This is a genomic window from Nocardia concava NBRC 100430, from assembly GCF_000308815.1.
Lineage (GTDB): Bacteria > Actinomycetota > Actinomycetes > Mycobacteriales > Mycobacteriaceae > Nocardia > Nocardia concava.
In genome coordinates this window covers 1-21,722 of the sequence record NZ_BAFX01000031.1, presented here as the reverse complement: position 1 = coordinate 21,722, position 21,722 = coordinate 1, and the positions used below count along the sequence as shown (strand labels likewise).

Annotated in this window: 25 protein-coding genes; 8 read left to right on the top strand and 17 right to left on the bottom strand. The window is 68.4% G+C overall.

Annotated features, from left to right (window positions below; genetic code table 11):
* Window positions 1–16: 16 nt before the first annotated feature.
* Entirely contained in the window at window positions 17–805 is a 789-nt protein-coding gene (locus ON43_RS07270) for an oxidoreductase (RefSeq protein ID WP_040805102.1), read from the top strand.
* On the opposite strand, the gene ON43_RS07265 is transcribed toward ON43_RS07270, so the two are convergent.
* The gene (locus tag ON43_RS07265; RefSeq protein ID WP_033085091.1) at window positions 806–1,126 is read right to left on the bottom strand and encodes a GroES family chaperonin; all 321 of its coding nucleotides are present in this window, start codon (window positions 1,124–1,126) and stop codon (window positions 806–808) included. It lies immediately after the preceding gene.
* 30 nt (window positions 1,127–1,156) lie between these two features.
* Window positions 1,157–1,771: a TetR/AcrR family transcriptional regulator gene (locus ON43_RS07260; protein WP_051178086.1), complete on the bottom strand. Its 615-nt coding sequence runs from the start codon at window positions 1,769–1,771 to the stop codon at window positions 1,157–1,159.
* Window positions 1,772–1,915: 144 nt separating this feature from the next.
* On the opposite strand from ON43_RS07260, the gene ON43_RS07255 reads away from it, so the two are divergent.
* The 3 genes from ON43_RS07255 to ON43_RS07245 all read left to right on the top strand — a co-directional run bounded on the left by ON43_RS07255 (window position 1,916) and on the right by ON43_RS07245 (window position 5,181).
* Window positions 1,916–3,370 (top strand): MFS transporter, encoded by a 1,455-nt coding sequence (locus ON43_RS07255; protein ID WP_040805101.1) that lies wholly within the window; start codon window positions 1,916–1,918, stop codon window positions 3,368–3,370.
* 109 nt (window positions 3,371–3,479) lie between these two features.
* Window positions 3,480–4,799: an FAD-binding oxidoreductase gene (locus tag ON43_RS07250; RefSeq protein ID WP_051178103.1), complete on the top strand. Its 1,320-nt coding sequence runs from the start codon at window positions 3,480–3,482 to the stop codon at window positions 4,797–4,799.
* Window positions 4,800–4,890: 91 nt separating this feature from the next.
* Window positions 4,891–5,181 (top strand): GNAT family N-acetyltransferase, encoded by a 291-nt coding sequence (locus ON43_RS07245; RefSeq protein WP_040805099.1) that lies wholly within the window; start codon window positions 4,891–4,893, stop codon window positions 5,179–5,181.
* On the opposite strand, the gene ON43_RS07240 is transcribed toward ON43_RS07245, so the two are convergent.
* The 5 genes from ON43_RS07240 to ON43_RS07220 all read right to left on the bottom strand — a co-directional run bounded on the left by ON43_RS07240 (window position 5,178) and on the right by ON43_RS07220 (window position 9,659).
* Window positions 5,178–5,501 (bottom strand): hypothetical protein, encoded by a 324-nt coding sequence (locus tag ON43_RS07240; protein WP_040805098.1) that lies wholly within the window; start codon window positions 5,499–5,501, stop codon window positions 5,178–5,180. The two genes, ON43_RS07245 and ON43_RS07240, sit on opposite strands and share 4 nt — an antisense overlap.
* Window positions 5,502–5,937: 436 nt before the next feature.
* Window positions 5,938–7,095, bottom strand: coding sequence for an acyl-CoA dehydrogenase (locus ON43_RS07235; protein ID WP_040805097.1), 1,158 nt, complete (start codon window positions 7,093–7,095; stop codon window positions 5,938–5,940).
* A 136-nt stretch (window positions 7,096–7,231) separates the two neighbouring features.
* On the bottom strand, window positions 7,232–7,921 hold the full coding sequence (locus ON43_RS07230; protein ID WP_051178085.1) for a TetR family transcriptional regulator: 690 nt from the start codon (window positions 7,919–7,921) through the stop codon (window positions 7,232–7,234).
* 36 nt (window positions 7,922–7,957) lie between these two features.
* Window positions 7,958–8,461: a 5-(carboxyamino)imidazole ribonucleotide mutase gene (gene purE, locus ON43_RS07225; protein WP_040805096.1), complete on the bottom strand. Its 504-nt coding sequence runs from the start codon at window positions 8,459–8,461 to the stop codon at window positions 7,958–7,960.
* Window positions 8,454–9,659 (bottom strand): 5-(carboxyamino)imidazole ribonucleotide synthase, encoded by a 1,206-nt coding sequence (locus ON43_RS07220; protein WP_040805095.1) that lies wholly within the window; start codon window positions 9,657–9,659, stop codon window positions 8,454–8,456. The genes purE and ON43_RS07220 overlap by 8 nt, the downstream gene beginning before the upstream one ends.
* Window positions 9,660–9,775: 116 nt before the next feature.
* On the opposite strand from ON43_RS07220, the gene ON43_RS07215 reads away from it, so the two are divergent.
* Complete coding sequence (locus ON43_RS07215) at window positions 9,776–10,324, top strand: GtrA family protein (RefSeq protein WP_040805092.1); 549 nt, start codon at window positions 9,776–9,778, stop codon at window positions 10,322–10,324.
* Here the strand turns inward: ON43_RS07215 and ON43_RS07210 are convergent.
* The 6 genes from ON43_RS07210 to ON43_RS07185 form a co-directional block, all read right to left on the bottom strand.
* The gene (locus ON43_RS07210; protein ID WP_040805090.1) at window positions 10,290–11,579 is read right to left on the bottom strand and encodes a sensor histidine kinase; all 1,290 of its coding nucleotides are present in this window, start codon (window positions 11,577–11,579) and stop codon (window positions 10,290–10,292) included. The genes ON43_RS07215 and ON43_RS07210 overlap by 35 nt on opposite strands.
* Before the next feature lie 11 nt (window positions 11,580–11,590).
* A complete protein-coding gene (locus tag ON43_RS07205; RefSeq protein WP_040805089.1) occupies window positions 11,591–12,283 on the bottom strand; it encodes a response regulator transcription factor in 693 nt (230 codons plus the stop codon).
* A 37-nt stretch (window positions 12,284–12,320) separates the two neighbouring features.
* Window positions 12,321–12,707 (bottom strand): hypothetical protein, encoded by a 387-nt coding sequence (locus tag ON43_RS07200; RefSeq protein ID WP_040805086.1) that lies wholly within the window; start codon window positions 12,705–12,707, stop codon window positions 12,321–12,323.
* 113 nt (window positions 12,708–12,820) lie between these two features.
* The gene (locus tag ON43_RS07195) at window positions 12,821–14,131 is read right to left on the bottom strand and encodes a sensor histidine kinase (protein WP_040805084.1); all 1,311 of its coding nucleotides are present in this window, start codon (window positions 14,129–14,131) and stop codon (window positions 12,821–12,823) included.
* An 84-nt stretch (window positions 14,132–14,215) separates the two neighbouring features.
* The gene (locus ON43_RS07190) at window positions 14,216–14,893 is read right to left on the bottom strand and encodes a response regulator transcription factor (RefSeq protein WP_040805082.1); all 678 of its coding nucleotides are present in this window, start codon (window positions 14,891–14,893) and stop codon (window positions 14,216–14,218) included.
* Window positions 14,894–14,902: 9 nt separating this feature from the next.
* Window positions 14,903–15,448 (bottom strand): PH domain-containing protein, encoded by a 546-nt coding sequence (locus ON43_RS07185; protein WP_040805079.1) that lies wholly within the window; start codon window positions 15,446–15,448, stop codon window positions 14,903–14,905.
* Between the two features lie 193 nt (window positions 15,449–15,641).
* On the opposite strand from ON43_RS07185, the gene ON43_RS07180 reads away from it, so the two are divergent.
* The 3 genes from ON43_RS07180 (at window position 15,642) to ON43_RS07170 (ending at window position 19,619) form a co-directional block, all read left to right on the top strand.
* Window positions 15,642–16,595 carry an acyl-ACP desaturase gene (locus ON43_RS07180; RefSeq protein WP_040805143.1) on the top strand — a complete coding sequence of 318 codons (954 nt, stop codon included), beginning with the start codon at window positions 15,642–15,644 and terminating at the stop codon, window positions 16,593–16,595.
* A gap of 82 nt (window positions 16,596–16,677) precedes the next feature.
* Window positions 16,678–18,054, top strand: a complete 1,377-nt coding sequence (locus tag ON43_RS07175; RefSeq protein ID WP_083913212.1) for a serine/threonine-protein kinase — start codon at window positions 16,678–16,680, stop codon at window positions 18,052–18,054.
* 86 nt (window positions 18,055–18,140) lie between these two features.
* Window positions 18,141–19,619, top strand: a complete 1,479-nt coding sequence (locus ON43_RS07170) for a serine/threonine-protein kinase (protein ID WP_051178079.1) — start codon at window positions 18,141–18,143, stop codon at window positions 19,617–19,619.
* A gap of 9 nt (window positions 19,620–19,628) precedes the next feature.
* Here the strand turns inward: ON43_RS07170 and ON43_RS07165 are convergent, their stop codons facing one another.
* The 4 genes from ON43_RS07165 to ON43_RS07150 all read right to left on the bottom strand — a co-directional run bounded on the left by ON43_RS07165 (window position 19,629) and on the right by ON43_RS07150 (window position 21,633).
* Window positions 19,629–20,429, bottom strand: coding sequence for a biotin--[acetyl-CoA-carboxylase] ligase (locus ON43_RS07165; RefSeq protein WP_040805076.1), 801 nt, complete (start codon window positions 20,427–20,429; stop codon window positions 19,629–19,631).
* 83 nt (window positions 20,430–20,512) lie between these two features.
* On the bottom strand, window positions 20,513–20,776 hold the full coding sequence (locus ON43_RS07160) for a hypothetical protein (protein ID WP_040805073.1): 264 nt from the start codon (window positions 20,774–20,776) through the stop codon (window positions 20,513–20,515).
* A gap of 78 nt (window positions 20,777–20,854) precedes the next feature.
* Window positions 20,855–21,199, bottom strand: coding sequence for a hypothetical protein (locus tag ON43_RS07155; protein ID WP_040805072.1), 345 nt, complete (start codon window positions 21,197–21,199; stop codon window positions 20,855–20,857).
* Window positions 21,199–21,633, bottom strand: coding sequence for a DUF1707 SHOCT-like domain-containing protein (locus tag ON43_RS07150; protein ID WP_040805071.1), 435 nt, complete (start codon window positions 21,631–21,633; stop codon window positions 21,199–21,201). Before ON43_RS07150 ends, ON43_RS07155 begins: the two co-directional genes overlap by 1 nt.
* Between the last annotated feature and the right edge of the window lie 89 nt (window positions 21,634–21,722).

Below are 21,722 nucleotides of genomic sequence, written 5' to 3'. Positions count from 1 at the left end.
AAGAAAGGCAAGGATCATGGATCTCGGACTGAACGGCAAGACCGCACTCGTGACCGGCGCAAGCAGGGGCATCGGGCTGGCGGTCGCCGAAGCGCTGGCCGACGAGGGCGTGCGGGTGGTGGGCGTTGCCCGGACCATCACGCCGGAGCTCGAAAAGGTCGCGGCGGCAACCGTTTCCGCCGACCTCAGCACCACCGAGGGCGCGGTCGCGGCCGTCACGTCGGCGCTGGAGCAGGTCGGCGGGCTCGATATTCTCGTCAACAATGTCGGCGGCGGCGACGGTGACAAGCTCACCCTCGGCGGCTTCCTCGACATCCCGGACGAGCAGTGGCGAAACATGTTCGACCTCAACCTCTTCGGCGTCGTCTCCACCACGCGCGCGGCGCTGCCGAGCCTTATCGAACGCAAGGGCGCGGTCGTGAACGTGGCCTCGATCAACTCGCGGCTGCCCGCGGTCGGGCCGGTCGGCTACAGCGAGGCCAAGTCCGCGCTCAGCTCCTTCAGCAAGCGGCTCAGCGAGGAGTTCGGGCCCGCCGGAGTCCGGGTGAACACCGTGTCCCCGGGCGTGGTCCGCACCTCGATCTGGGACGGATCCGAGGGGATCGGCGCGAAGCTCGCGGCGGCCAACGGCCTTGCGCAGGACGACTTCCTGGCCGCGATCCCGGAACAGTTCGGCATCGCCTCCGGGCGCATCTCCGAGGCCGACGAGGTGGCGGCGCTGGTCACCTTCCTGGCGTCGGAGCGGGCCGCCAATATCGTCGGCGCGGATCTGGTCATCGACGGCGGGACCGTCAAGACCCTCTGATCACAGGTAGAGGCCGGTGCCGTGTTCGGGGTGGGTATTGGCGACGGCGTGCAGATCGCGTTCGCGCAGCACGTAATACGCCTGCGCCTGGATCTCCACCTCGAACTGGTCATCGGCGCTGAAGAGCACCTGATCACCCACCGACACCGCGCGGACGTGCGAGCCCACGCCGCAGACCTCGCCCCACGACAGGCGCTTGGCCACCTGGGCGGTGGCGGGAATGAGAATGCCACCGCTGCTGCGGCGCTCGCCCGCCTCCGGGCTGAGCTTGACCATCACTCGGTCGTGCAGCATCTGGATTTCTAGCTTGGCATCGGACACGGCGGCAGTGTACTGCGCGAGGACGAGCGGTTACGCCTCGGTGTCCGGGGCCGGGCCAGGAACGGCCTGCGGGGCCACGATGCGGCGGATGGCGTCCTTGATCCAGGCGCGCTGCGCCTCCGGATCGATATCGGGGCCGAGGGTGAACTCGGCGACCTGCGGAACGGCCATGGGGTAGTTGATCATCGACATGAGCAGCATGAGGATCTGACCGGCGGGCATGTCCGCGCGCATCAGGCCCTTGGACTGCGCTACCTCGACCTTCCGGCGCTTCTCCAGGTAACGGCCGCAACGCAATTCGCCGGCCGAGGCGTTCTCCCGGCCCAGTTCCAGGGCCTCCCACTGCAACAGGCGCAGCAGTTCGGGATGCTCGCGGTGGTAGTCGATGTGCTGATCGATCCAGGCGTCGAGGTCCTCGATATCGGTGGTGACCGAACCGGCGACGGCCAGCATGGTCTTCTCCAGGACCTGATGGAACAGCTTCTCCTTGTCGCCGAAATAGGCGTAGATGAGCTGCTTGTTGGCCTTGGCATTGCGGGCGATGCGGTCGACACGCGCGCCGGCGATCCCGTACTGCGCGAATTCCGCGGTCGCGGCCTCGAAGATGCGCGCCTTCGTCGCCTCGGGATCCCTGATGCCTGCCATGGCTTCGATGGTAACCAACTAACTGGTTGACAAGGGGCGGGGCTCGATGGAATAACTGTAACCAACCGGTTAGTTACATGCTTCGAGCTTCGGCGCAAAGGCGCGCCACGCCTCCTCCGCCCCCTTCACGTTCGGGAGAACGACGTGACCACACTCGAAAATCGGCCCGCCGCAGCGGTTTCCGTCGGGCTCGAGTTCGCCACCCGCTGGCGGGCCCTGCCCGTCATCCTCAGTGCCATGTTCATGGCGATGTTCGACTGGTTCGTCGTGAACGTCGCCGCGTCCTCGCTGCAACACGACCTGCACGCCGGGGAAGCCGCGCTCGAACTCATCGTCGGCGGCTACGGCTTCGCCTACGCCTCGGGCCTGATCACCGGCGGCCGCCTCGGCGACCTGCACGGACACCGGCGGCTGTTCGTGATCGGCATGCTCGCCTTCACCGCCGCCTCACTGCTGTGCGGGCTCGCGCCCACCGCCTGGGCGCTGGTCGCCTTCCGCGTCCTGCAGGGCGCCACCGCGGCGCTCATGGTGCCGCAGATGCTGGCGCTCATCAACACGCTGTTCCCGCCGCACGAACGCCCCAGGGCCATGGCGGCTTTCGGCGCCACCATCGGGCTCGGCGCGGTGTCGGGCCAGGTGCTCGGCGGGGTGCTGCTCGACCTCGACCTGTTCGGCTGGGGCTGGCGCAGCATCTTCTACATCAACGTCCCGATCGGGCTGGTCGCGGCGGCGCTGGCCGCGCGCTGGCTGCCCCGGCACGAGCAGACCCATCGGCCGAAGCTGGATCCGATTGGCGCGCTGGGCATCTCGGCCGCGCTGGCGCTGCTGCTGGTGCCGATCACGCTGGGCCGGCCGGAAGGCTGGCCGGTGTGGACCTGGGTCAGCATGCTGGCCTCGATCCCGGTGCTGCTGCTCACCCTGCGCTACGAGAACCGGCTGACGGCGCGCGGTGGCGAACCGGTGCTCGACACCGGCATGGTGCGCGAACGCGGATTCAGCCTCGGGCTGGTGATCGCGGGCGGATACCTGACCTTCTTCGCCGGATTCATGTTGTGCCTGACCCTCATGCTGCAGAACGGGCTCGGATTGTCGCCGCTCACCGCGGGATTGGCGTTCGCGCCGCTGGGGCTGTGCTTCGCGGGCAGCTCGTTCTTCCTCGCGCCGCGGGTGGCGGCGCGGATCGGGAACCGGGTGATGGTGGTCGGGACGCTGACCAGTCTCACCGGGCTGGCGATCACGCTGGGCGTGCTGTTCGGGATGGGTTCCGACGTCACCGCGCTCGCCCTGATCCCGGGGATGATGATCGTCGGCACCGGGAACGGGCTGACCATTCCGTCGGTCGTCGGGGCGGTGCTGTCGTCGGGGATTCCGGCGCGGCAGGCGGGCATGGCGGCGGGAGTGCTGACCACCTCGCAGCAGTTCGGAAACGCCATCGGCGCAACGGTTCTCGGGGTGATCTTCTTCAGCGCGCTGGGTGCGAAGCACGGCACCGGCGGGTACGTGACCGCGATGGAGATGGCCGCGCTCGGCGGGTTCGCGGTGCTGGCCGTCGTGCTCGCGGCGGCGCTGGCGCTGCCGAAGGCCGCTCCCGCGCACTGAGCCTCACTCACTCGATGACTACGGGTCCCGGACAAAAGTGTCCGGAACCCGTAGTTTCGGGTTTGTGGACATCGATCTCGACGGACTGCGCGGTCTACTGCCAGCGGGCATGGTGGTGACCGATCCGGATGTGCTGGGCGCGTATCGACAGGATCGGGCGCTGGATCCCGATGCCGGAATCGCGCTCGCATTGGTCAGGCCACTGACCACCGAACAGGTCGCGGCGACCGTGCGGTGGGCGCACGAGCACCGGGTGCCGATCGTTCCGCGCGGGGCGGGGACCGGGCTCTCCGGCGGGGCCACCGCGCAGAACGGGGCGCTCTTGTTGAGCACCGAGAAGATGCGTGAGATCAGCGTCGACACCGTGACGCGGACCGCGGTGGTGCAGCCCGGACTGCTCAATGCCGAGGTGAAGCAAGCCGTGGCCGAGCATGGGCTGTGGTATCCGCCGGATCCGTCCTCGTTCGAGATCTGCTCGATCGGCGGGAACGCCGCCACCAACGCCGGCGGGCTGTGCTGCGTGAAGTACGGCGTCACAACCGATTACGTGCTCGGCATGGAGGTCGTGCTGGCGGACGGGACCGCGGTGCGGCTGGGCGGGCCGCGGCTCAAGGACTCCGCCGGGCTGTCGCTGACCAAGCTGTTCGTGGGCAGCGAGGGGACGCTGGGCATCATCACCGAGCTGACGCTGCGGCTGCTGCCCGCGCAGCCGCCGCAGTCCACGGTGGTCGCCACCTTCCCGACGCTGACCGCAGCGACCGACGCGATTCTGGCCATCACCGGCCAATTGCGGCCCTCCATGCTGGAATTCATGGATTCGGTGGCCATCAACGCCGTCGAGGACGAGCTGCGCATGGGCCTCGACCGGGAGGCGGCGGGACTGCTGGTGGCGCGCTCCGACGCGCCCGGCGAGCACGCGGGACACGAGGCCGACATCATGCTGGCCGCCTGCGAAAAGGCCGGGGCGACCGAGGCTTTCCGCACCGACGATCCCGACGAGGGCGAGGCGTTCTGTGCGGCACGGCGATTCGCCATTCCGGCCGTGGAACGCAAGGGGCCGCTGCTGCTCGAGGATGTGGGTGTCCCGCTCCCCCGGCTCGGCGACCTGGTGACGGGCATCGCCGAGATCGCCGCACAACGCGCGGTGCTCATCTCCGTCATCGCGCACGCGGGCGACGGCAACACCCACCCGCTCATCGTCTACAACCCCGCCGATCCCGACGAATCCGAGCGTGCGCACCTCGCGTTCGGCGAGATCATGGACCTGGCCATCGGCCTCGGCGGCACCATCACCGGTGAGCACGGCGTCGGACGCCTGAAGAAGCCGTGGCTGCCCGATCAGCTCGGACCCGACGTGATGGCTCTCACGCGCCGCATCAAGGATGCGCTGGATCCGCACGGGATACTCAACCCCGGAGCGGTTCTCTGATCGGGGCTGCGCCCGACGAAGGGGGGTGTGAGGCTAAGCCCCCACACCCCCTTAAGGAACAATCCGCAGCACAAGGGAGTTCGAACACGTCATGAGCACGAAGCTGGAACACAATGCCGACGCGACCCGCTACGAGATCTACCTCGATGGCACCCTCGCAGGCTACGCCGACTACGCGGAGCAGGTCGACGGCGACCGCAAGATCCGCGACATCCAGCACACCCTCACGTTTCCCGAGTTCCGGGGCCGCGGCGTGGCCGCGCAGGTCGTCGAGTTCGCGTTGAACGACGCGCGCACCGAAGGCTTCTCGATCATCCCCACCTGCTGGTACGTCGAGAAGTACATCGGCGAGCACCCCGAATACGCCGACCTGGTGGGTTAATTCGCGCGCGGCGCGTGGTGGCGCTGCCAGACCCGGAAATGCCGGTCGGCGCTGCCCACCATCGCCTCGCTCACCTTCACGTCGTCGAACCCCGGCAGCGACTGCAGCTTCGCCAGGAACGCGGTGTCGGCCGCCGAATACGGGACCACGCAACCCTTACCCGTCGCCCCGATCAACACGAAGAACACATCCCCGGCGAACGGCCCGTCCGCCGCCGTAATGATCCGCACCTCTGCCAGTTCCGTCCACGCGACCTCTTCCACCCGTCCGTCAGCCAACGTGCGCCGGACGAAGGTGTCGTTGATTTCGACTCCGGCCATGGCTCCATAGTGCCCCCGGCATCCCCACCCGAACAGACCTCAAACCCGTGCTTTACCTGAGGAAGCCGTAAATAAACATCCCGGCGAACCCCCGCACCGCACATCGACGGCGAACCATCCGCTCGGGCAATTCTGCAGTTACCGAACAGATTTCGGCGCGCCCACGAAGGCGAGTCGACCCCGCGCGGCACGCGGCCTGCACCGGCCCACTCCGAATGATCTTGGCGGGCACGGCAGCAGCGAGCCCCGGGCCCCTTCGGGGGCAGCCGCACGAGGCCCTCAGTTAGCTGTTAATAATAACCATTTCAGTGTGACGCACCACACATTGCGGCTACCGCCCGCAAGACGCCTTGACACGACACCCCCGCAGACGAGCGGAGGCGGCCCGAGTCGAAACTCGGAACCGCCTCCGGGACTTACGAATTCGCCGAAAGGATCAGCGGAGGATCTGGCGGGACATGACGACGCGCTGGATCTGGTTGGTGCCCTCGTAGATCTGGGTGATCTTGGCGTCGCGCATCATGCGCTCGACGGGGAAGTCGGTGGTGTAGCCGGCGCCGCCGAAGAGCTGGACGGCGTTGGTGGTGACTTCCATGGCCACATCCGAGGCGAAGCACTTGGCGGCGGCGGAGATGAAGCCGAGGTTCTTCTCGCCGCGCTCGGCGCGAGCCGCGGAGGTGTAGACCATGAGGCGGGCGGCCTCGATCTTCATGGCCATGTCAGCCAGCATGAACTCGGTGTTCTGGAAGGACGCGATGGTCTTGCCGAACTGCTTGCGGTCCTTGGTGTAGGCGATCGCGGCGTCCAGGGCGCCCTGGGCGATGCCGACGGCCTGCGCGCCGATGGTCGGGCGGGTGTGGTCGAGGGTCTCGAGGGCGGTCTTGAAGCCGGTGCCCTCGGCGCCGATCATGCGGTCCGCGGGGACGCGGCAGTTCTCGAAGTACAGTTCCGCGGTCGGAGAGCCCTTGATGCCGAGCTTGTGCTCGAGCGGACCGACCACGAAGCCCTCGTCGTCCTTGTGCACCATGAACGCGGAGATGCCGTTGGCGCCCTTCTCCGGATCGGTGACCGCCATGACGGTGTACCAGGAGGACTTGCCGCCGTTGGTGATCCAGCACTTGGAGCCGTTGATGACCCAGTCGTCGCCGTCGCGACGGGCGCGGGTGCGCATGGAGCCGGCGTCGGAACCCGCCTCGCGCTCGGACAGCGCGTAGGAGGCCATCTCGCCGTTCACGATGTCCGGCAGCACCTTCTGCTTGAGCTCCTCGGAGCCCTTCAGGATCAGGCCCATGGTGCCCAGCTTGTTGACGGCCGGGATGAGCGAGGAGGAACCGCAGACGCGGGCGACCTCTTCGATCACGATGCAGGTGGCGACCGAGTCCGCACCCTGGCCGCCGTAGGCGTCCGGCACGTGCACGGCGTTGAAGCCGGCCGCGTTGAGGGCGGTCAGCGCCTCCTCAGGGAAGCGGGCGTTGCCGTCGACGTCCTTGGCGTAGGGCGCGATTTCCTTCTCGGACAGGCCGCGAATGGCCTCACGCAGCTCGTGGTGGAAGTCCTCGAGCTGGAACAGATTGAAGTCGGGGTTGCCCGCCATGAGGTGTCTCTCCTGGTCGTCGGTACGGCACTCAGTGCCAGTCGAAGCCGAGTATACGTTGAGATAACGCGGCCACGTGCGGGTATTTCGTCACACAAGCATGGCACCGAGTGTCATGAGAGGTGCCGAGTGACGCCTAAAGGGTATCGAGCCGACGCGCGAGAAGATCGGCGACCTGCCGGGGTGAGAGATCACGGGGGAACACCGCGACCACCATCTCCTCCGATGCGGCGGCACTCTCGCGGCCGCCGCGCGGAATCGCCGCCAGCGCCGTGCGCAGATCCGCGGGGCTCGCCTGCGACTCGCCGCGCACCATCCGCCGCAACAGATAGTTGTGCGTCGCGGTCACCGCCGCGGTGAACTGCACCAACGTCAAATCCGAGGTCCCCTGCAACCTCCGACGCAGGTAATCGGTGAACAACCGCTCGTACCGGAAGACCGTCACGATCTCCCGCTCCCGCAGCGTCGGCACCTGCCGCACCACCCGATACCGCCGCGCCGCGATCTCCCGCCACTGCGTGAACCGCTCGAAGACCTCGGCCACGGCCTCGCACACGGCATCCCACGGATCCCCTTGCGCCGCATCCAGGAACGCCCGCGCCTGGGCCAACTGCGACTCGTGGTCGGCGAAAACCACATCCTCCTTCGACCGGAACTGCCGAAAGAAGGTCCGCCGCGAAATCCCCGCCGCCTCCGCGATCTCATCGACCGTCGTTGCCTCATAACCCTTTTCGGCGAACAACCGCAGCGCCTGATCCACCACGGTCAGGCGTCGCTCGGTCGAATCCGCGTCGGCGCGCGGCCGCACAGGCAGGTCACTGGGCATCCGCCAACGGTAGCGGCCCGATGACCAGCGATTGCGCTAGCCCAGGAGCTTGGTGCGGAGGGCTTCGTCCTTCTCGAGGACCAGCTGCTCGAGGCTCGCCTGGAATCGCTCCATGCGGGAACGGAGTTCGGGATCGGAGGACGCGAGGATGCGGACGGCGAGCAGACCCGCGTTGCGGGCGCCGCCGATGGAGACGGTGGCGACCGGGACGCCCGCGGGCATCTGGACGATCGAGAGCAGGGAGTCCATGCCGTCGAGGTACTTCAGGGGGACGGGGACGCCGATGACGGGGAGCGGGGTGGCGGAGGCGACCATGCCGGGGAGGTGGGCGGCGCCGCCCGCACCCGCGATGATGACCTTGATGCCGCGGTCTGCGGCGTTCTTGGCGTAGTCGAGCATGCGCTGGGGGGTGCGGTGGGCGGAGACGACGCCGACCTCGAAGCGGATGCCGAATTCGGCCAGGGCCTCGGCGGCGGCTTCCATGGTGGGCCAGTCGGAGTCGGAGCCCATGATGAGGCCGACCTGGGCAGATTCAGTCATGATGCGGATCCCATCCGTCGGTCCAAACGGCGTGCGACATCCAATGTGCCGCGCGCTCGGCCTTTTCGCGGGTCTCGGCGGGGTCGTCGCCGAGGATATTGAGGTGGCCGATCTTGCGATCGGGGCGCTCGCCCTTGCCGTAGAGGTGCACCTTGGCCTCGGGGAGCCGGGCCGAAAGGTGGTGCAGGCGTTCGTCCATGGACATCTCGGGGGCCTGCGGGGCGCCCAGGATATTGGCCATGACGGTGACCGGGGCCAGCGGCTTGGTGCTGCCGAGCGGGTAGTCGAGGACCGCGCGCAGATGCTGTTCGAACTGGCCGGTGCAGGCGCCGTCCATGCCCCAGTGGCCGGAGTTGTGCGGGCGCATGGCGAGCTCGTTGACGAGCAGTTCGCCGGTGTGGGTCTCGAACAGCTCCACCGCCATCGCGCCGGTGACCCCGAGTTCGGCGGCCAGCCGCAGCGCGAGCGCCTCGGCCTCGGTGGCCTTGGCCTCGGACAGGTTCTGGGCGGGCGCGATGACCACCGCGCACTGACCGTTGCGCTGCACGGTCTCCACCACCGGCCAGGCGGCGGCCTGACCGAACGGCGAGCGCGCCACCATGGCCGACAGCTCACGCTTCAGATCCACCTTGGCCTCGGCCATGAGCGAGACGCCGTGCGCCAGCTGATCTTCGATGATCGGCGCGGCCCCGGCGGCATCGGCGGGCATCCACACGCCGCGGCCGTCGTAGCCGCCGCGCACCGCCTTGAGCACGAACGGCCAGCCGTGCTCGTCGGCGAAGGCCACGGCATCCGAGACGGAAGTCACCTCGGTGTAGGCCGGGATCGGCACGCCCAGCTCGGCCAGCTTGCGGCGCATGCGCAGCTTGTCCTGCGCGAAGATCAGCGCCGACGGCGGCGGCTGCACATTCACGCCCTCGGCGATGAGCGCCTCGAGGTGCTCGGTCGGCACATGCTCGTGATCGAAGGTCACCGCGTGCGACCCCGTCGCGGCCTTGCGCAGCGCGGACAGATCGTCGTGATGGCCGAACACCACGTCCGGCGTCACCTGGGCGGCCGGATCGTCGGGACGCTCGGCGAGCACGCGCAGCCGCTGCCCCAGCGCGATGGCCGCCTGATGGGTCATGCGCGCGAGCTGGCCACCGCCGATCATGGTGACGGTCGGCATCGCGGAGGAATCGAAGGAACGGGCGCTCACGCTGCACCATGTTGTCATGACACCCATCGGGTTCTGACCGGCGGGTCGCATGACAGGTATCTGCCCCTATTTGTACCGGGCCGACAGCCGTCGCGCCGGAGACGTAGACTCGCGGGGTGTCATTTGTCGACGAAGTGGTCAATCGCCTGCCCGCACCGCTGCGGGCCCTCGCGGACCGCCATTACGAACTGCTGAAGTTCGCGATTGTCGGTGCGACCACGTTCGTCATCGACCTGGGCATTTTCTATCTCCTGAAATGGACGATCCTCGACACCAAGCCGACGGTCGCCCGCATCCTGTCGGGCATCGTCGCGGTCATCGTGTCCTACATCCTCAACCGGGAATGGACCTTCGACAAGCGCGGTGGCCGCGAGAAGCACCACGAAGCGCTGTTGTTCTTCCTGGTCAGCGGCATCGGCGTCGGTCTGGCCGCGCTGCCGCTGTGGGTCTCCAGCTATGTCTTCGACCTGCGCCAGCCCAATGTGAGTTTCACCGTCGAGAACATCGCCGACTTCTTCAGCGCGTTCATCATCGGCAACCTGCTGCAAATGGCATTCCGCTTCTACGCCATGAAGAAGTGGGTCTTTCCGGACGAAATGCAGGAACTGCAGGACGAATTCGAAGACCTGGTCAGCGAGAACGAAGAGCAGCTGGGCCACAGCTGAGGGTGACGGTCAGGCGGACGCCGCCGGACGCACTTTCCCCAATGGCCGCGGTGCCGCCGTGCAGGCGGGCCTGCTGCGCCACCAATGCCAGACCCAGACCGCTGCCCGGCGTCACGCTCGCCCGGTAGAAGCGTTCGAAGACCCGCTCCCGCTCCCCTTCCGGGATGCCGCTCCCGTTGTCGTCGATGGTCAGGACGACATGATCATCCGATCGCCGCGCCGCGATCTCGACGCGAGATGCCGCGCCGTGGCGGACCGCATTGGTGACGGCGTTCTCCACCACCGAGCGCAGGCCCGCGGCCAGACCGCGCAGGCGAATCGGCTCGACCTCCTCGGCGATCAAGATCACACCGGAATTCATGCGCCGCGCGTCATCGACGACCTGGTCGATGAGCTGGCCCAGATCGATGTCCTCCCAATCGGATTCGGTGGTGAGGTCGCCGACCGCCAGCCGTTCCAGGGCGAACAGGGTCGATTCGAGGGCGCTCTGGGTGGCGAGGATCTCATCGATGATCTCCGCCCGCTCGCTCTCCGACACCGGCATGGAGCGCAGCACCTGCAGATCGGTGCGCATGGAAGTCAACGGTGTTCGCAGCTCGTGTGCGGCCGTGGCGGCGAAATCCCGTGCGGTGACCAGGGCTTCGTCGGTGTGTTTCCGCTCGGTCGCGATGCGGCCCAGCATGGTGTTCATGGCCTCGGCCAATTCCGTTGTCTCACTGGCCACCGGGTGACGCGGCGTCTCCAGCGCGACGCCTTCCCCCAGCCCGGCCGTGGCCGCGGTCAGCCGCCGCAGCGGCACCACCGCCCGATGCGCGAAATACCAGCCCAGCAGGGCCGCCAATGCGACCCCGGTCAGACCGATGGCCACGATCCGGATCCGCTGCTGGGTGGCCGAATCAGAGACGACGTCATTGGGGACCGTCACCGCGACCGGATTGCCGTCCAGCGCCACGGTCCGTGAGTACTCCACATCCGGGCTGCCCGGATCGACCCGCGTGATGATCACGCCCGGTGACGGCACTGTCGGCAGGGCCGGGAGCGCGGGGGTTCCGGGTGCGGGCGTCGCGGGAGTCGACCGCGGCTCGGCCGGACTGAGCGCGATCGCCTTGATCACGCGACCGGTCTGATTCGCCGCATCGGCGGGCGCGAAGACGAACAGCAGCACCGACATGGCCGCGACCACGACCGCCGCCGTCGCCGCACTCGCGAACGCGACCCGCGCCCGCAACGACATCGGCCGCCGCGCACGCGGCATCCGGAACCGCCTCACGGCTCGGTCCGCAGGACGAAGCCGACGCCTCGGACGGTGTGGATCAGGCGCGGGCATCCGGTGTCCTCGATCTTGCGGCGGAGATAGGAGACGAACACGTCCACGACCTTGGTCTGGGTCTCGAAGTCGTAGCCCCAGACCCGGTCCAGCAGCTGGGCCCGGGAGAAGACCTGGCCGGGCGCGGCGGCCAGCGCCGCGAGCAGATCGAATTCGCGTTTGGTGAGGTCGAGGGGCGTGCCGTCGATGGCGGCCCGGCGCGCGCCCGGCTGCACGGTCAGCGGACCGACCACGATGCGATCGTCGGCGACATGGGCGGGCGTGGGCGCGCGGCGCAGCATGGCGCGCAGGCGGGCGACCAGTTCGCCGAGATCGAACGGCTTGGTGAGGTAGTCGTCGGCCCCGGCCTCCAGGGCGTCGATGCGGTCGGTCACCTCGGAGCGGGCGCTCAGCACGCAGATCGGGATGTCATTGCCCAGCGAGCGCAGGGCCGTGACCACCTGGACGCCATCCAGATTCGGCATGTTCAGGTCCAGCACCATGGCCTGCGGGGCATCGGTGCCGATATGCCGGAGCGCGGCGGCCCCGTCCGCCGCGGTCTCGACCTCGAAACCGGACATCCGGAGCCCCCGCGCCACCGAGGCCAGCACCCTGACGTCGTCGTCCACAATCAGAATCCGGGGACTCGTCACGAGATCAGACGATACTGACGCAGGCTGAGGAGGGTTCTCAGCGAGCCGGGCTCACCACGATGGTGTCGGCGGGCGAGCCGGGCACCGGGCCGCGATCGTCGCGCTGGATGATCACGTGCTGCCCCGGCCCCGGCGTACCCGGCTGCAGCGGGATGGCGGGCACCGCACCCGGCGGGATCGGCATGCCGGGCTCGGCCGGGCGCACGGTGACATTGCCGTCCTGATCCTGGGTGACCAGGACACCCGGCCCACCGGGGACGGCGGGGGTGACCGGGGCGGCCGGTCCGGCGCTGCCCGTATCCACCAGCGCGGCAACCGAATCCGGGGTCGCGGCATTGGCGACCGCGGGAATCGCGAGCACGCCGAGGGCGGCGGCTCCGAGGACACCGGCGGTGACGGTGCGGCGGACGGTGCGCTTCTGCATGACATCTCCTGCTCTCTTGTCGACGATTCCTCGTCGCTTCCTTCTGACGAATCCGAAGGTAGGAAGCGACTTCTCAGCGGCGACTAACGAACAGTTAGAGAACGGATAGAAGATCAGCGCGGCTCGGTGCCGACCGCGATCGGGCGGGAGGCGACACCGGAGGAACCGAGGAAGACCGCGAACAAGGCAGGGCGGCGGCGCTGCAATTCGAGACGGCCACCATCGGCCTCGATCAACGCGCGAGCCAGAGCCAACCCGACGCCCGTGGACCCGGCCGCCGAGAAACCGCGGTCGAAGATGTGCGGGGCCAACTCATCTCGAACACCGTCGCCCTCGTCCGCGACCTCGACGACCACCAGCGGCTCGCTGTCGTCCATGCGTCCGGCCACCGTGCGCACCGACACCGTGCAGGTGCCGCCGCCGTGCATGAGGGCATTGTCGACCAGCACCGCCAGCGCCTCGCGCAGGCGCGAACCCGTCACGGGCGCTTTGAGAGTCGGGTCGCCGAGCAGCACCAGTTTGCGCCCGGCCTCGGCGAACGGATGCCGCCATTCCGCTACGACACTGCGCAATTCGGCGACCACCGGCACCGGATCGCGTTCGGCCGCACCCTCGTCGCGGGAGGCGCGCACCAGTTCGTCGATGGCGTCGGTGAGCCGATCCACCTGTGCCATGGCCTCTTCCGCCTCGTGCACGACCGCCGGATCGTCGTTCACCGACAGCTCGTCCAGCCGCAGGCGCACGGCCGTCAGGCGGCTGCGCAACTGATGCGAGACGTCGGCGACCAGCGCGTGCTCGCGCTGCAGCCGGCCCGCGATTTCCACTGTGGCCGAATCCAATACGTCCGAGACGCGATCCAGTTCGGTGATGCCGTGGCGGCGCGGATCCGCACGGAAGTCACCCATGGCCAGCCGGGCCGCGCGGGCCGCCACATCGCGCAGCGGGTCGGCCACCCGGCGCGCGGTCACCACCGCCACCGCGATGCCCGCGCCCAGCGAGATGAGCACCAGGCCCAGCACCGCGCCCAGCGCCTGCCGCTGCATGGAATGCATTGGGGCCGAGGGCACTTCGAGCCGCAACGAGCCGTCCGTACCCATCGACCAGGACTCGGCCAGCGGATCCTCGATGGTCTCCGCGCCCACATCGATCCGCTTGTTGGACTCCGCCGCGGTCGGATAGATGACGGTCAGCCGCCCGTTGGCCGGAATCAGCAGCCGCACCGCCCGGGTGTCCAGGTCCCCCTGCACCACGCCGTCGCGCTCCTGCCGCGTCACCTCCTCGGAGATGAGTTCGAGCCGGTTGCGCAGTTCATTGCGGTTGATGTCCTCCACCCACTGCCAGGCCGTGAACGCCAGTGGCACACCGAGAACCAGGGTGGTGAGGGTCAACGCGGCCACCATGGACAGCAGGATTCTGCGTCTCATCGTCGAGATGCCTCGCTTCGCCGGGCCTTCAGAAGATTTACGAGCGCGGAAGAGCACAACAACGGATCGGTTCGAACGGCGGAGCTAGTCGGTATTGAACCGGAAGCCTACGCCGCGCACGGTCACGATGCGGCGCTCCGCCACCGGGCCCTCGTCGCCGATCTTGCGGCGCAACCACGACATATGCATATCCAGCGTCTTGGAGCCGCGCAGATCCGCGTCGCCCCACACCTCGCGCAGAATGGTCTCGCGCGAGACCACCTGCCCGGCCCGATCGATGAGCACCTTCAGCAGCTCGTACTCCTTGTTGGCCAGGTTCACCTCGATGCCGTTCACCAGCACCCGGCGCGCCGCGGGCTCCAGACGGATGCCGCCCACCTCCACGGCCTCGTCGCCGATTCCGCTGCGGCGCAACAGCGCTCGCACCCGCGCCAGCAGTTCGGCCAGCCGGAACGGCTTGCCCACGTAGTCGTCCGCGCCGGCGTCCAGGCCGACCACGAAATCCACCTCGTCGGTGCGCGCGGTGAGCATGAGCACGGCCAGTTCGGCGCCGCGCGCCCGCACCTGGCGGCACACCTCGAGGCCGTCCATGCCGGGCAGCCCGAGATCCAGAATCAGCAGATCGTGACCGCCTTCGAGGGCCCGCTCCAGCACGGCGGGGCCATAGCTCTCCACGGTCACCGAATAGCCCTCACGGCCCAGCGCCCGCGACAGCGGCGCGGCGATGGCCTCGTCGTCTTCGGCCAGCAGTACTGCGGTCACGGAACAAGACTACGGGTACGGGCTCGCGGATCCGTATGACCCGCCGCCGTTCGGATTGTTCTGCACCACATCGAAGACCTGGTGGTAGAGCATCGCGTGCACCTTCTGCACATGCGGAATGTCGTCGTATTCCAGCGGATCCTCCGACGACGAGCCGATGATCAGCGTGCCGGTGCCCAGCATGCGGTCGAACAGGCCATGGCGGAACTGCACATTCGAGATCCGGTTCATCGGAATGTCGATACCGGTGTGGGTGAGCACGCCCTGCCGGATCAGCACCCGGCGATCGGTCACGATGAAATGCGTCGACTTCCAGCGGATCAGCGGAGCGAGACTGCGCCACAGCACGATACCCAGCCACACCGCCAGAATGCCGAGCAGCAAACCGGTCTGGAGGGTGCCCTCGGTATTGCGCGCCGACACCCCAAGGCCGAATCCGGCCAAAGCCGTGATCAGGATGAAAGTCACAGCGGGCCAGAACAACATCTTCCAATGCGGATGACGGTGCAGCAGCAGCACCTCTTCGGGCGCCAACGCCTCCTCGGGATAACCCATGGGAGAAACCCTATCGCGCGTAGATGTCGGAATGCCGCACGTCGAACTGCGGCCCAAGGCACAATCGTGCGGTTGCCGGTACGATCGGCTCTCACGAGTTGCCCTACTTACGAGTTGTACCGCGCAAGACCTTCGCTTGTCCCGAGCAAGACCTTTCAGGCTCTACCCGGTGTGCATGATCCAGGAGGCGTGTGTGACCCGCGAGTTGACGCAGTATCAGATTCTCCATGAGCTCGAACCCGTCGCCGAGGCGAATTTGAATCGCCATCTGTCGATGGCCAAGGAATGGCACCCCCACGATTACGTGCCCTGGGACCAGGGCCGCAATTTCGCCGCCATGGGCGGCGAGGATTGGGATCCCTCGCAATCGAAGCTGAGCGAAGTCGCCAAGATCGCGATGATCACCAATCTGCTCACCGAGGACAATCTGCCCTCCTATCACCGCGAGATCGCCGAGAACTTCTCACAGGAAGGCGCCTGGGGCACCTGGGTCGGCCGCTGGACCGCCGAGGAGAACCGGCACGGCATCGTCATGCGCGATTACCTGGTGGTGACGCGCGGGGTGGATCCGGTGGCACTCGAAGAGGCGCGGATGATTCACATGACCAATGGCGCGCAGTCCCCGGATGATTGGGGCGGTTTCCTGGAGAACGTCGCATACGTGACATTTCAGGAGCTGGCCACCCGCGTCTCGCACCGCAATACCGGCCGGGTGTGCAACGACCCCATCGCCGACCGCATGCTGCAGCGCATCGCCGCGGACGAGAACCTGCACATGATCTTCTACCGCACCCTGTGCGGCGCCGGCCTGGACCTGGTGCCCGACCAGGCCATCGAGGCGATCACCAAGGTGCTCACCCACTTCGTGATGCCCGGCCACGGTATGCCCAACTTCCGCCGCAACGGCGTCATGATGGCCAAGCACGGCATCTACGACATGCGCCAGCACATGGACGAGGTGGTCGGCCCGGTGCTCAAGAACTGGAACATCTTCGAGCGCAACGACTTCGGCCCGCGCGGCGAGAAGGCGCGCGACGAGCTGGCCGCCTACATGGAAAAGCTCGGGCAGGACGTGCTCAAGTTCGAGGAGCAGCGCGACCGAATGCTGGCCCGGGAGGCCGCGCGCGGCATCCTGCAAACGGTCTGAATTCCACGGCGGATTCGTGCGCGGCGATATATGCGTTGTGCACGATTCAAAGAACTTCGGTTCGCTAAGGTAGTCCCCCAGTGTGACGAGAGGAATTCCGTTGGGGGATGGCTACCTGGGCCGATACCGCCTCGACGAACTGCTCGGCAGCGGTGGGTCGGCGGAAGTATGGCGTGCGCACGACTCCGTGGCGGACCGTACCGTCGCGCTCAAGGTGCTGGCGCCCGTGCTCACCGCCGATCCCGAATATCGCCGCCGCTTCGAGCGCGAGGCCCGGGCCGCCTCGCTGCTGCACGGACCGCACGTGGTGGCGGTGCACACCTACGGTGAGCTCGAGGGACGGCTGTTCATCGACTCGGAGTTCGTCGACGGCCTCGACATCGAGGCGCTGCTGGAATGGGAGGGCCCGATGGCCCCCGACGCGGCCGTCGACCTCATCGCCCAGATCGCCACGGCCCTGGACGAGGCGCACGCCGCCGGATTGATCCACCGGGACGTCAAGCCCCAGAACATCATCGTCGCCCCCGACGACATCGCCTACCTCATCGACTTCGGCACCGCCCTGCAGGACGGGCAGACCGCCATCACCCAGGCCGGCATGCTGGTCGGCACCCCCGCCTACATGGCGCCCGAACGCTTCGACGGCACCGTCTCCACGCGGTCCGACATCTACTCGCTGGCCTGCGTCCTCTACGAATGTCTCACCGGCGAACGCCCTTTCCGGCTGCGCAATCCGGCCCAGCTCATGCGCGCCCATCTGGAACGCACCCCGGAACCCCCCTCGACACTGGCGCCCGCGGTGCCCGCCGCGCTGGACGCGGTGATCGCCCGCGGCCTCGCCAAGAATCCGGGCGAACGCTATTCCACCGCGGGTGAATTCGCCGCGGCCGCGCGTGCGGCGCTGGCCGACGACCGGCCGACCGTGGTGATCGCCGCCCCCGCTCCCGAGCTCAGGACCGCACTGCGGGCCGTGCGCTCCGAATCCGGCGCGGCGCGAACCCCCGGCACGGAAACGCGAACCGTTGCGCTGCCGACCAACCCGGGCCCGGCGACGGAGCTCGCGGATGCCCGGCCGCGCCACCAATGGACCGCACGGCGCGCACTCACCACGGCGGGACTGCTCATCGCGGGGGCCGCCATCGTGATCGGCACGGCGTGGTTCACCGGCCGCCCGGCGGAATCCGAGCCCGAGCGGGAGCTGATTCCGACGACGGTCAACGCGAGAACCCAAGTCCCGCAATCCGTTCCACCGACCACGGCGCAGCCGGTCGAGCAGCCGCCGGAGACGACCGAAGCCCCGCCGCCCGAGGAGCCGGTCGTCCCCGACACCGCCGCCCCGGTCCTGCCACCGTGGACGGTGCCGCCCCTGCCGCCCCTGCCCTGGACGATTCCCACGATTCCGCTGCCACTGCCCGATCCCGGCGGCAAGCACCCGGACCACCCTCGCGGACCGCGATGAGCCCGCAGCACCGACCCGCATGAACACTGCGACCTTTCGGGGGTAGTGCCCAGGGGAAGACAACTCCCGGCACGAAAGGACTCCCCATGGGGGACAGGCGGTTCGGTCCCTACCGACTCGAGAACCTGCTGGGCAACGGCGGAACCGGGCAGGTGTGGCAGGCCCATGACACGCGCACCGATCGCACGGTGGCGGTGAAACTACTGGCGCGCGAACTCGCCGCCGACGACGTCTACCGGCGACGATTCCAACGCGAGGCGCGCATGGCCGCCCGGCTGCGCGAACCACACGTGGTGCCCATCCACACCTTCGGCGAGGAGGACGGGCAGCTCTTCATCGATATGGCCTATGTGGACGGCTCCGACCTGGGCAAACTACTGCGCACCCGCGGAGCGCTGCCGCCCGTCGAGGCCGTCGACATCGTGTCCCAGGCCGCGGCCGCGCTGGACGAGGCGCACCGGAGCGGGCTGCTGCACCGGGATGTCAAGCCCTCCAACATCATTGTGATGCCGAGCGGGTTCACCTATCTCATCGACTTCGGCACCGCCCAGCAGATCGGGCAGTCGACCATCACCGGCGCCAGCCTGGTCATCGGGACGCCCGCCTACATGGCGCCCGAACGATTCACCGGCACGGCCACACCGCGCTCGGACATCTATTCGCTGGGCTGTGTGCTCTACGAATCCCTCACCGGCCGAAGGCCGTTCCCCGCCGAGGACGCGCCCGGCCAGATGCACGCCCACCTCAGCGTCGACCCGCCGCATCTGACCGATACCGATCCGAGCCTGCCCGCCGAACTCGACGCCGCGATCATCCGGGCGCTGGCCAAGGATCCGACGCAGCGCTTCGCGACCGCGGGGGAATTCGCGGCGGCCGCCCGCACCGCCCTCACCCGTGCCACCGCGTCGGCTACCGCCCCGGTCCCGGTCCCGGCGGCCCCTCCGCCCACCAGAATCATGGCCGTACCCCAGCCGGGCTTCGCCGAGCGCGAGGTCGGCGCGGAGGCCGAGCCGCCGCAGGTCGCGGTGGTGCCGCCGTCGTCCGCAGCTCGCACTCGCGCCGAAACCGCTCGGCCCCAGCGCTTTCCGCGTCGCTTCGCCCTGGTGACCGCCATCGCCGCGGTCTTGGTCGGAGCCGGATCGGGCTGGGCCGTCTGGAGTATGGAGCACCATCCGTCACCGCAGCCGGTCACCACCTCACAGCCGCAACCGCCGCCCGCCTCGTCGGTGCCCGCCGCGACCACCCAGCCGCCCCGCGACACCCGGGTCGAAACCACCGCACCGGCGAATCCCGCACCGGCCCCGCGATCCTCGACCACCGAGGCGCCGGAACTGTCCACCGCGGCACCGCAACCGACCACCACCGCACCGCAACCGGCCCCGCCGAGCGCCTCGGCGGCCCCGACCAACTTCCCGATTCCGTTTCCGGGCAATCTCACGCCCGGCAACCTCACTCCGCCGGGCGAGCCGCAACCGCGCCAGGACACGCCGGGGAACGACGATCAAGGCAACGGCGGCCACGACAAGCCCGACAAGCCGACCAAAACGGCCAAGCCGCCGAAGTAGGTGCGGCGGTCAGTATTCGGCGCGCAGGTGCGTGACGTCGCCCGCGGAGACCGCGCGGTCCCCGATGAGCAGGCGGCCGTTCCCGTCGACGCCGGTGGCGCGGCCGGTGAGCACCTCGCCGCCGGGAAGTTCGGCCCGGACCTCGGCGCCGATGGTCGAGCAGCGCTCGCGGTAGGCGGCCGAGAGATCGGCGATGTCCCAGCCCGAGGCCTCCCAGGTGGTGAACCGGTGCGCGAATTCGCGCAGGATCGCGATCACCAGGGCGCTGCGATCGGGCTCGGCGGCGCCGGACAGCGTCAGCGAAGTGGCATGGGGCACCGGCAGTTCCGCCTCGGTGAGGCTCACATTCAGGCCCACGCCCACCACCACCGCGGGATCCGGTCCGGTGGCGGCGATCTCGGCGAGAATGCCCGCCAGCTTGCGACCGTCGACGAGAACGTCATTGGGCCACTTGAGCACCGCCTTGACGCCGGTGGCCGCGCGCACCGCGTCCACCACCGCGACGCCGGTGAGCAGCGGCAGCCAGCCCAGCACCTCCGGGGCGATTCCGCGCACCCGCGTCAGCACCGACATGGCCAGCTGCGCCCGCGGCGGACCCACCCACTGCCGATCGTGCCGCCCGCGGCCCCGCGACTGCGACTCCGCGATCAGCACCAGCCGATCCGCGCTCGAATCCGCCGCCCGCGCAACCAGATCCGCATTGGTCGAACCCGTCGACTCCACCACCTCGACGGCCGAGAAGAACGCGAGCCCCGGCACCTCGGTGACACTGCGGGCCAGCAAGTCAGCATCCAGCGGCGACCTATCCATAACTCGCACGCTACTACCCCCTGACAGCGAGAAAGGGGCGGACCCGGATTCGGGCCCGCCCCTCTGCTCATTGCGCCCACAGATCAGTGGGCACCGGCCAGAGTCAGTTCAGCGAACTGCATTCGCGCGTACTCCGAAGCCGCGATCTCGGCCATCGCGTCGTCGTGGTCGAGGATGCGGAGGCCGCCGTCGCGCGGGGTGCGCCCGGCATCGGTGCCGGACCCGTCCTTGTCCGAGGTCTCGCTGAACTCCGGATCGAACACTGTCGGCTCCGGATCGCGGACCCGCCAGTTGGTGAACGACGCCGCCGTCGCCCGATCCGATTGGTGTCTACTCCAGCTCCACATAACCGCCTCCCCTGGTCGTCGGTTTCGGATGCGACTCCAGGGTCCCCTACAACCGGGTGCGGGCACGACCGATTTTTTTCAGGCGTCGAGCGGTTCCAGGCCGAGCGCACCCGCGGTGAAGCGGCGCACCGTCACCAGGCCGTCCGCCAGCGCCGAGTCATATCCGGTTCGGGCCCAGCCGGTCACGGTCGCGGTGCCGTCAGCGTTGGGCCGGACGCCGATCTCGGCGACCATCTCGGCGGTGGTGGGCACGCACACCGCCCACGAGAAGTGGCTCTCCTGCGCCCATTCCGAGGTCCGCCGGGCCACATACTCCGGATCGGTGATGCCGCCGTCGGCCAGGGCCGGACGGTCGTCGATGCGCTCGTCGGCGCGCAGTGCCCGCAGGTACCAGCTGCCCGCGTTGATCTCGATGGGCTCCATCAGTCGTCCGATCCGCGATCCAGCCGCCGCTGCCGCCGGTCCTCGTGCCGATCGCCCCGATTCCGGCGACGCGAATTGTCCCGGCTGCCGAACAGGGCCGCGCCGGCCAGCGGAATCAGCAGGAACACCCACCACTGGTGACTGACGATCCCGATGATCACGCACAGGATGGTGATCACCGGCATCGCCCGTTCCTGCCACTGCGAGCCGAAGCGCGACTCCCGTTGCGCCGGAACGGCCTTCTCGGCGATGGGCAGCGGCAGATCCGTGAACACCTTGTCGAGGTCGCCACGGGTCAGCGCGGCCGCCACGATCCCGCTGCGCTCGTCGAACTCCGCGACACTGAGCCGGCCGGCCGCGAAATGATCGGACAGCCGCTTCATCGCGTCCTCGCGCTCGGCGGTGCCAATACGGATTTCGGGTGGTTCAGCCATGTCACGACATTAGCGCGAAAGGCCGCCCACCTCGCAGGTGAGCGGCCTTTCGCGAATTGCTTTGTGCTACTTGATCTCGGCGAGCACAG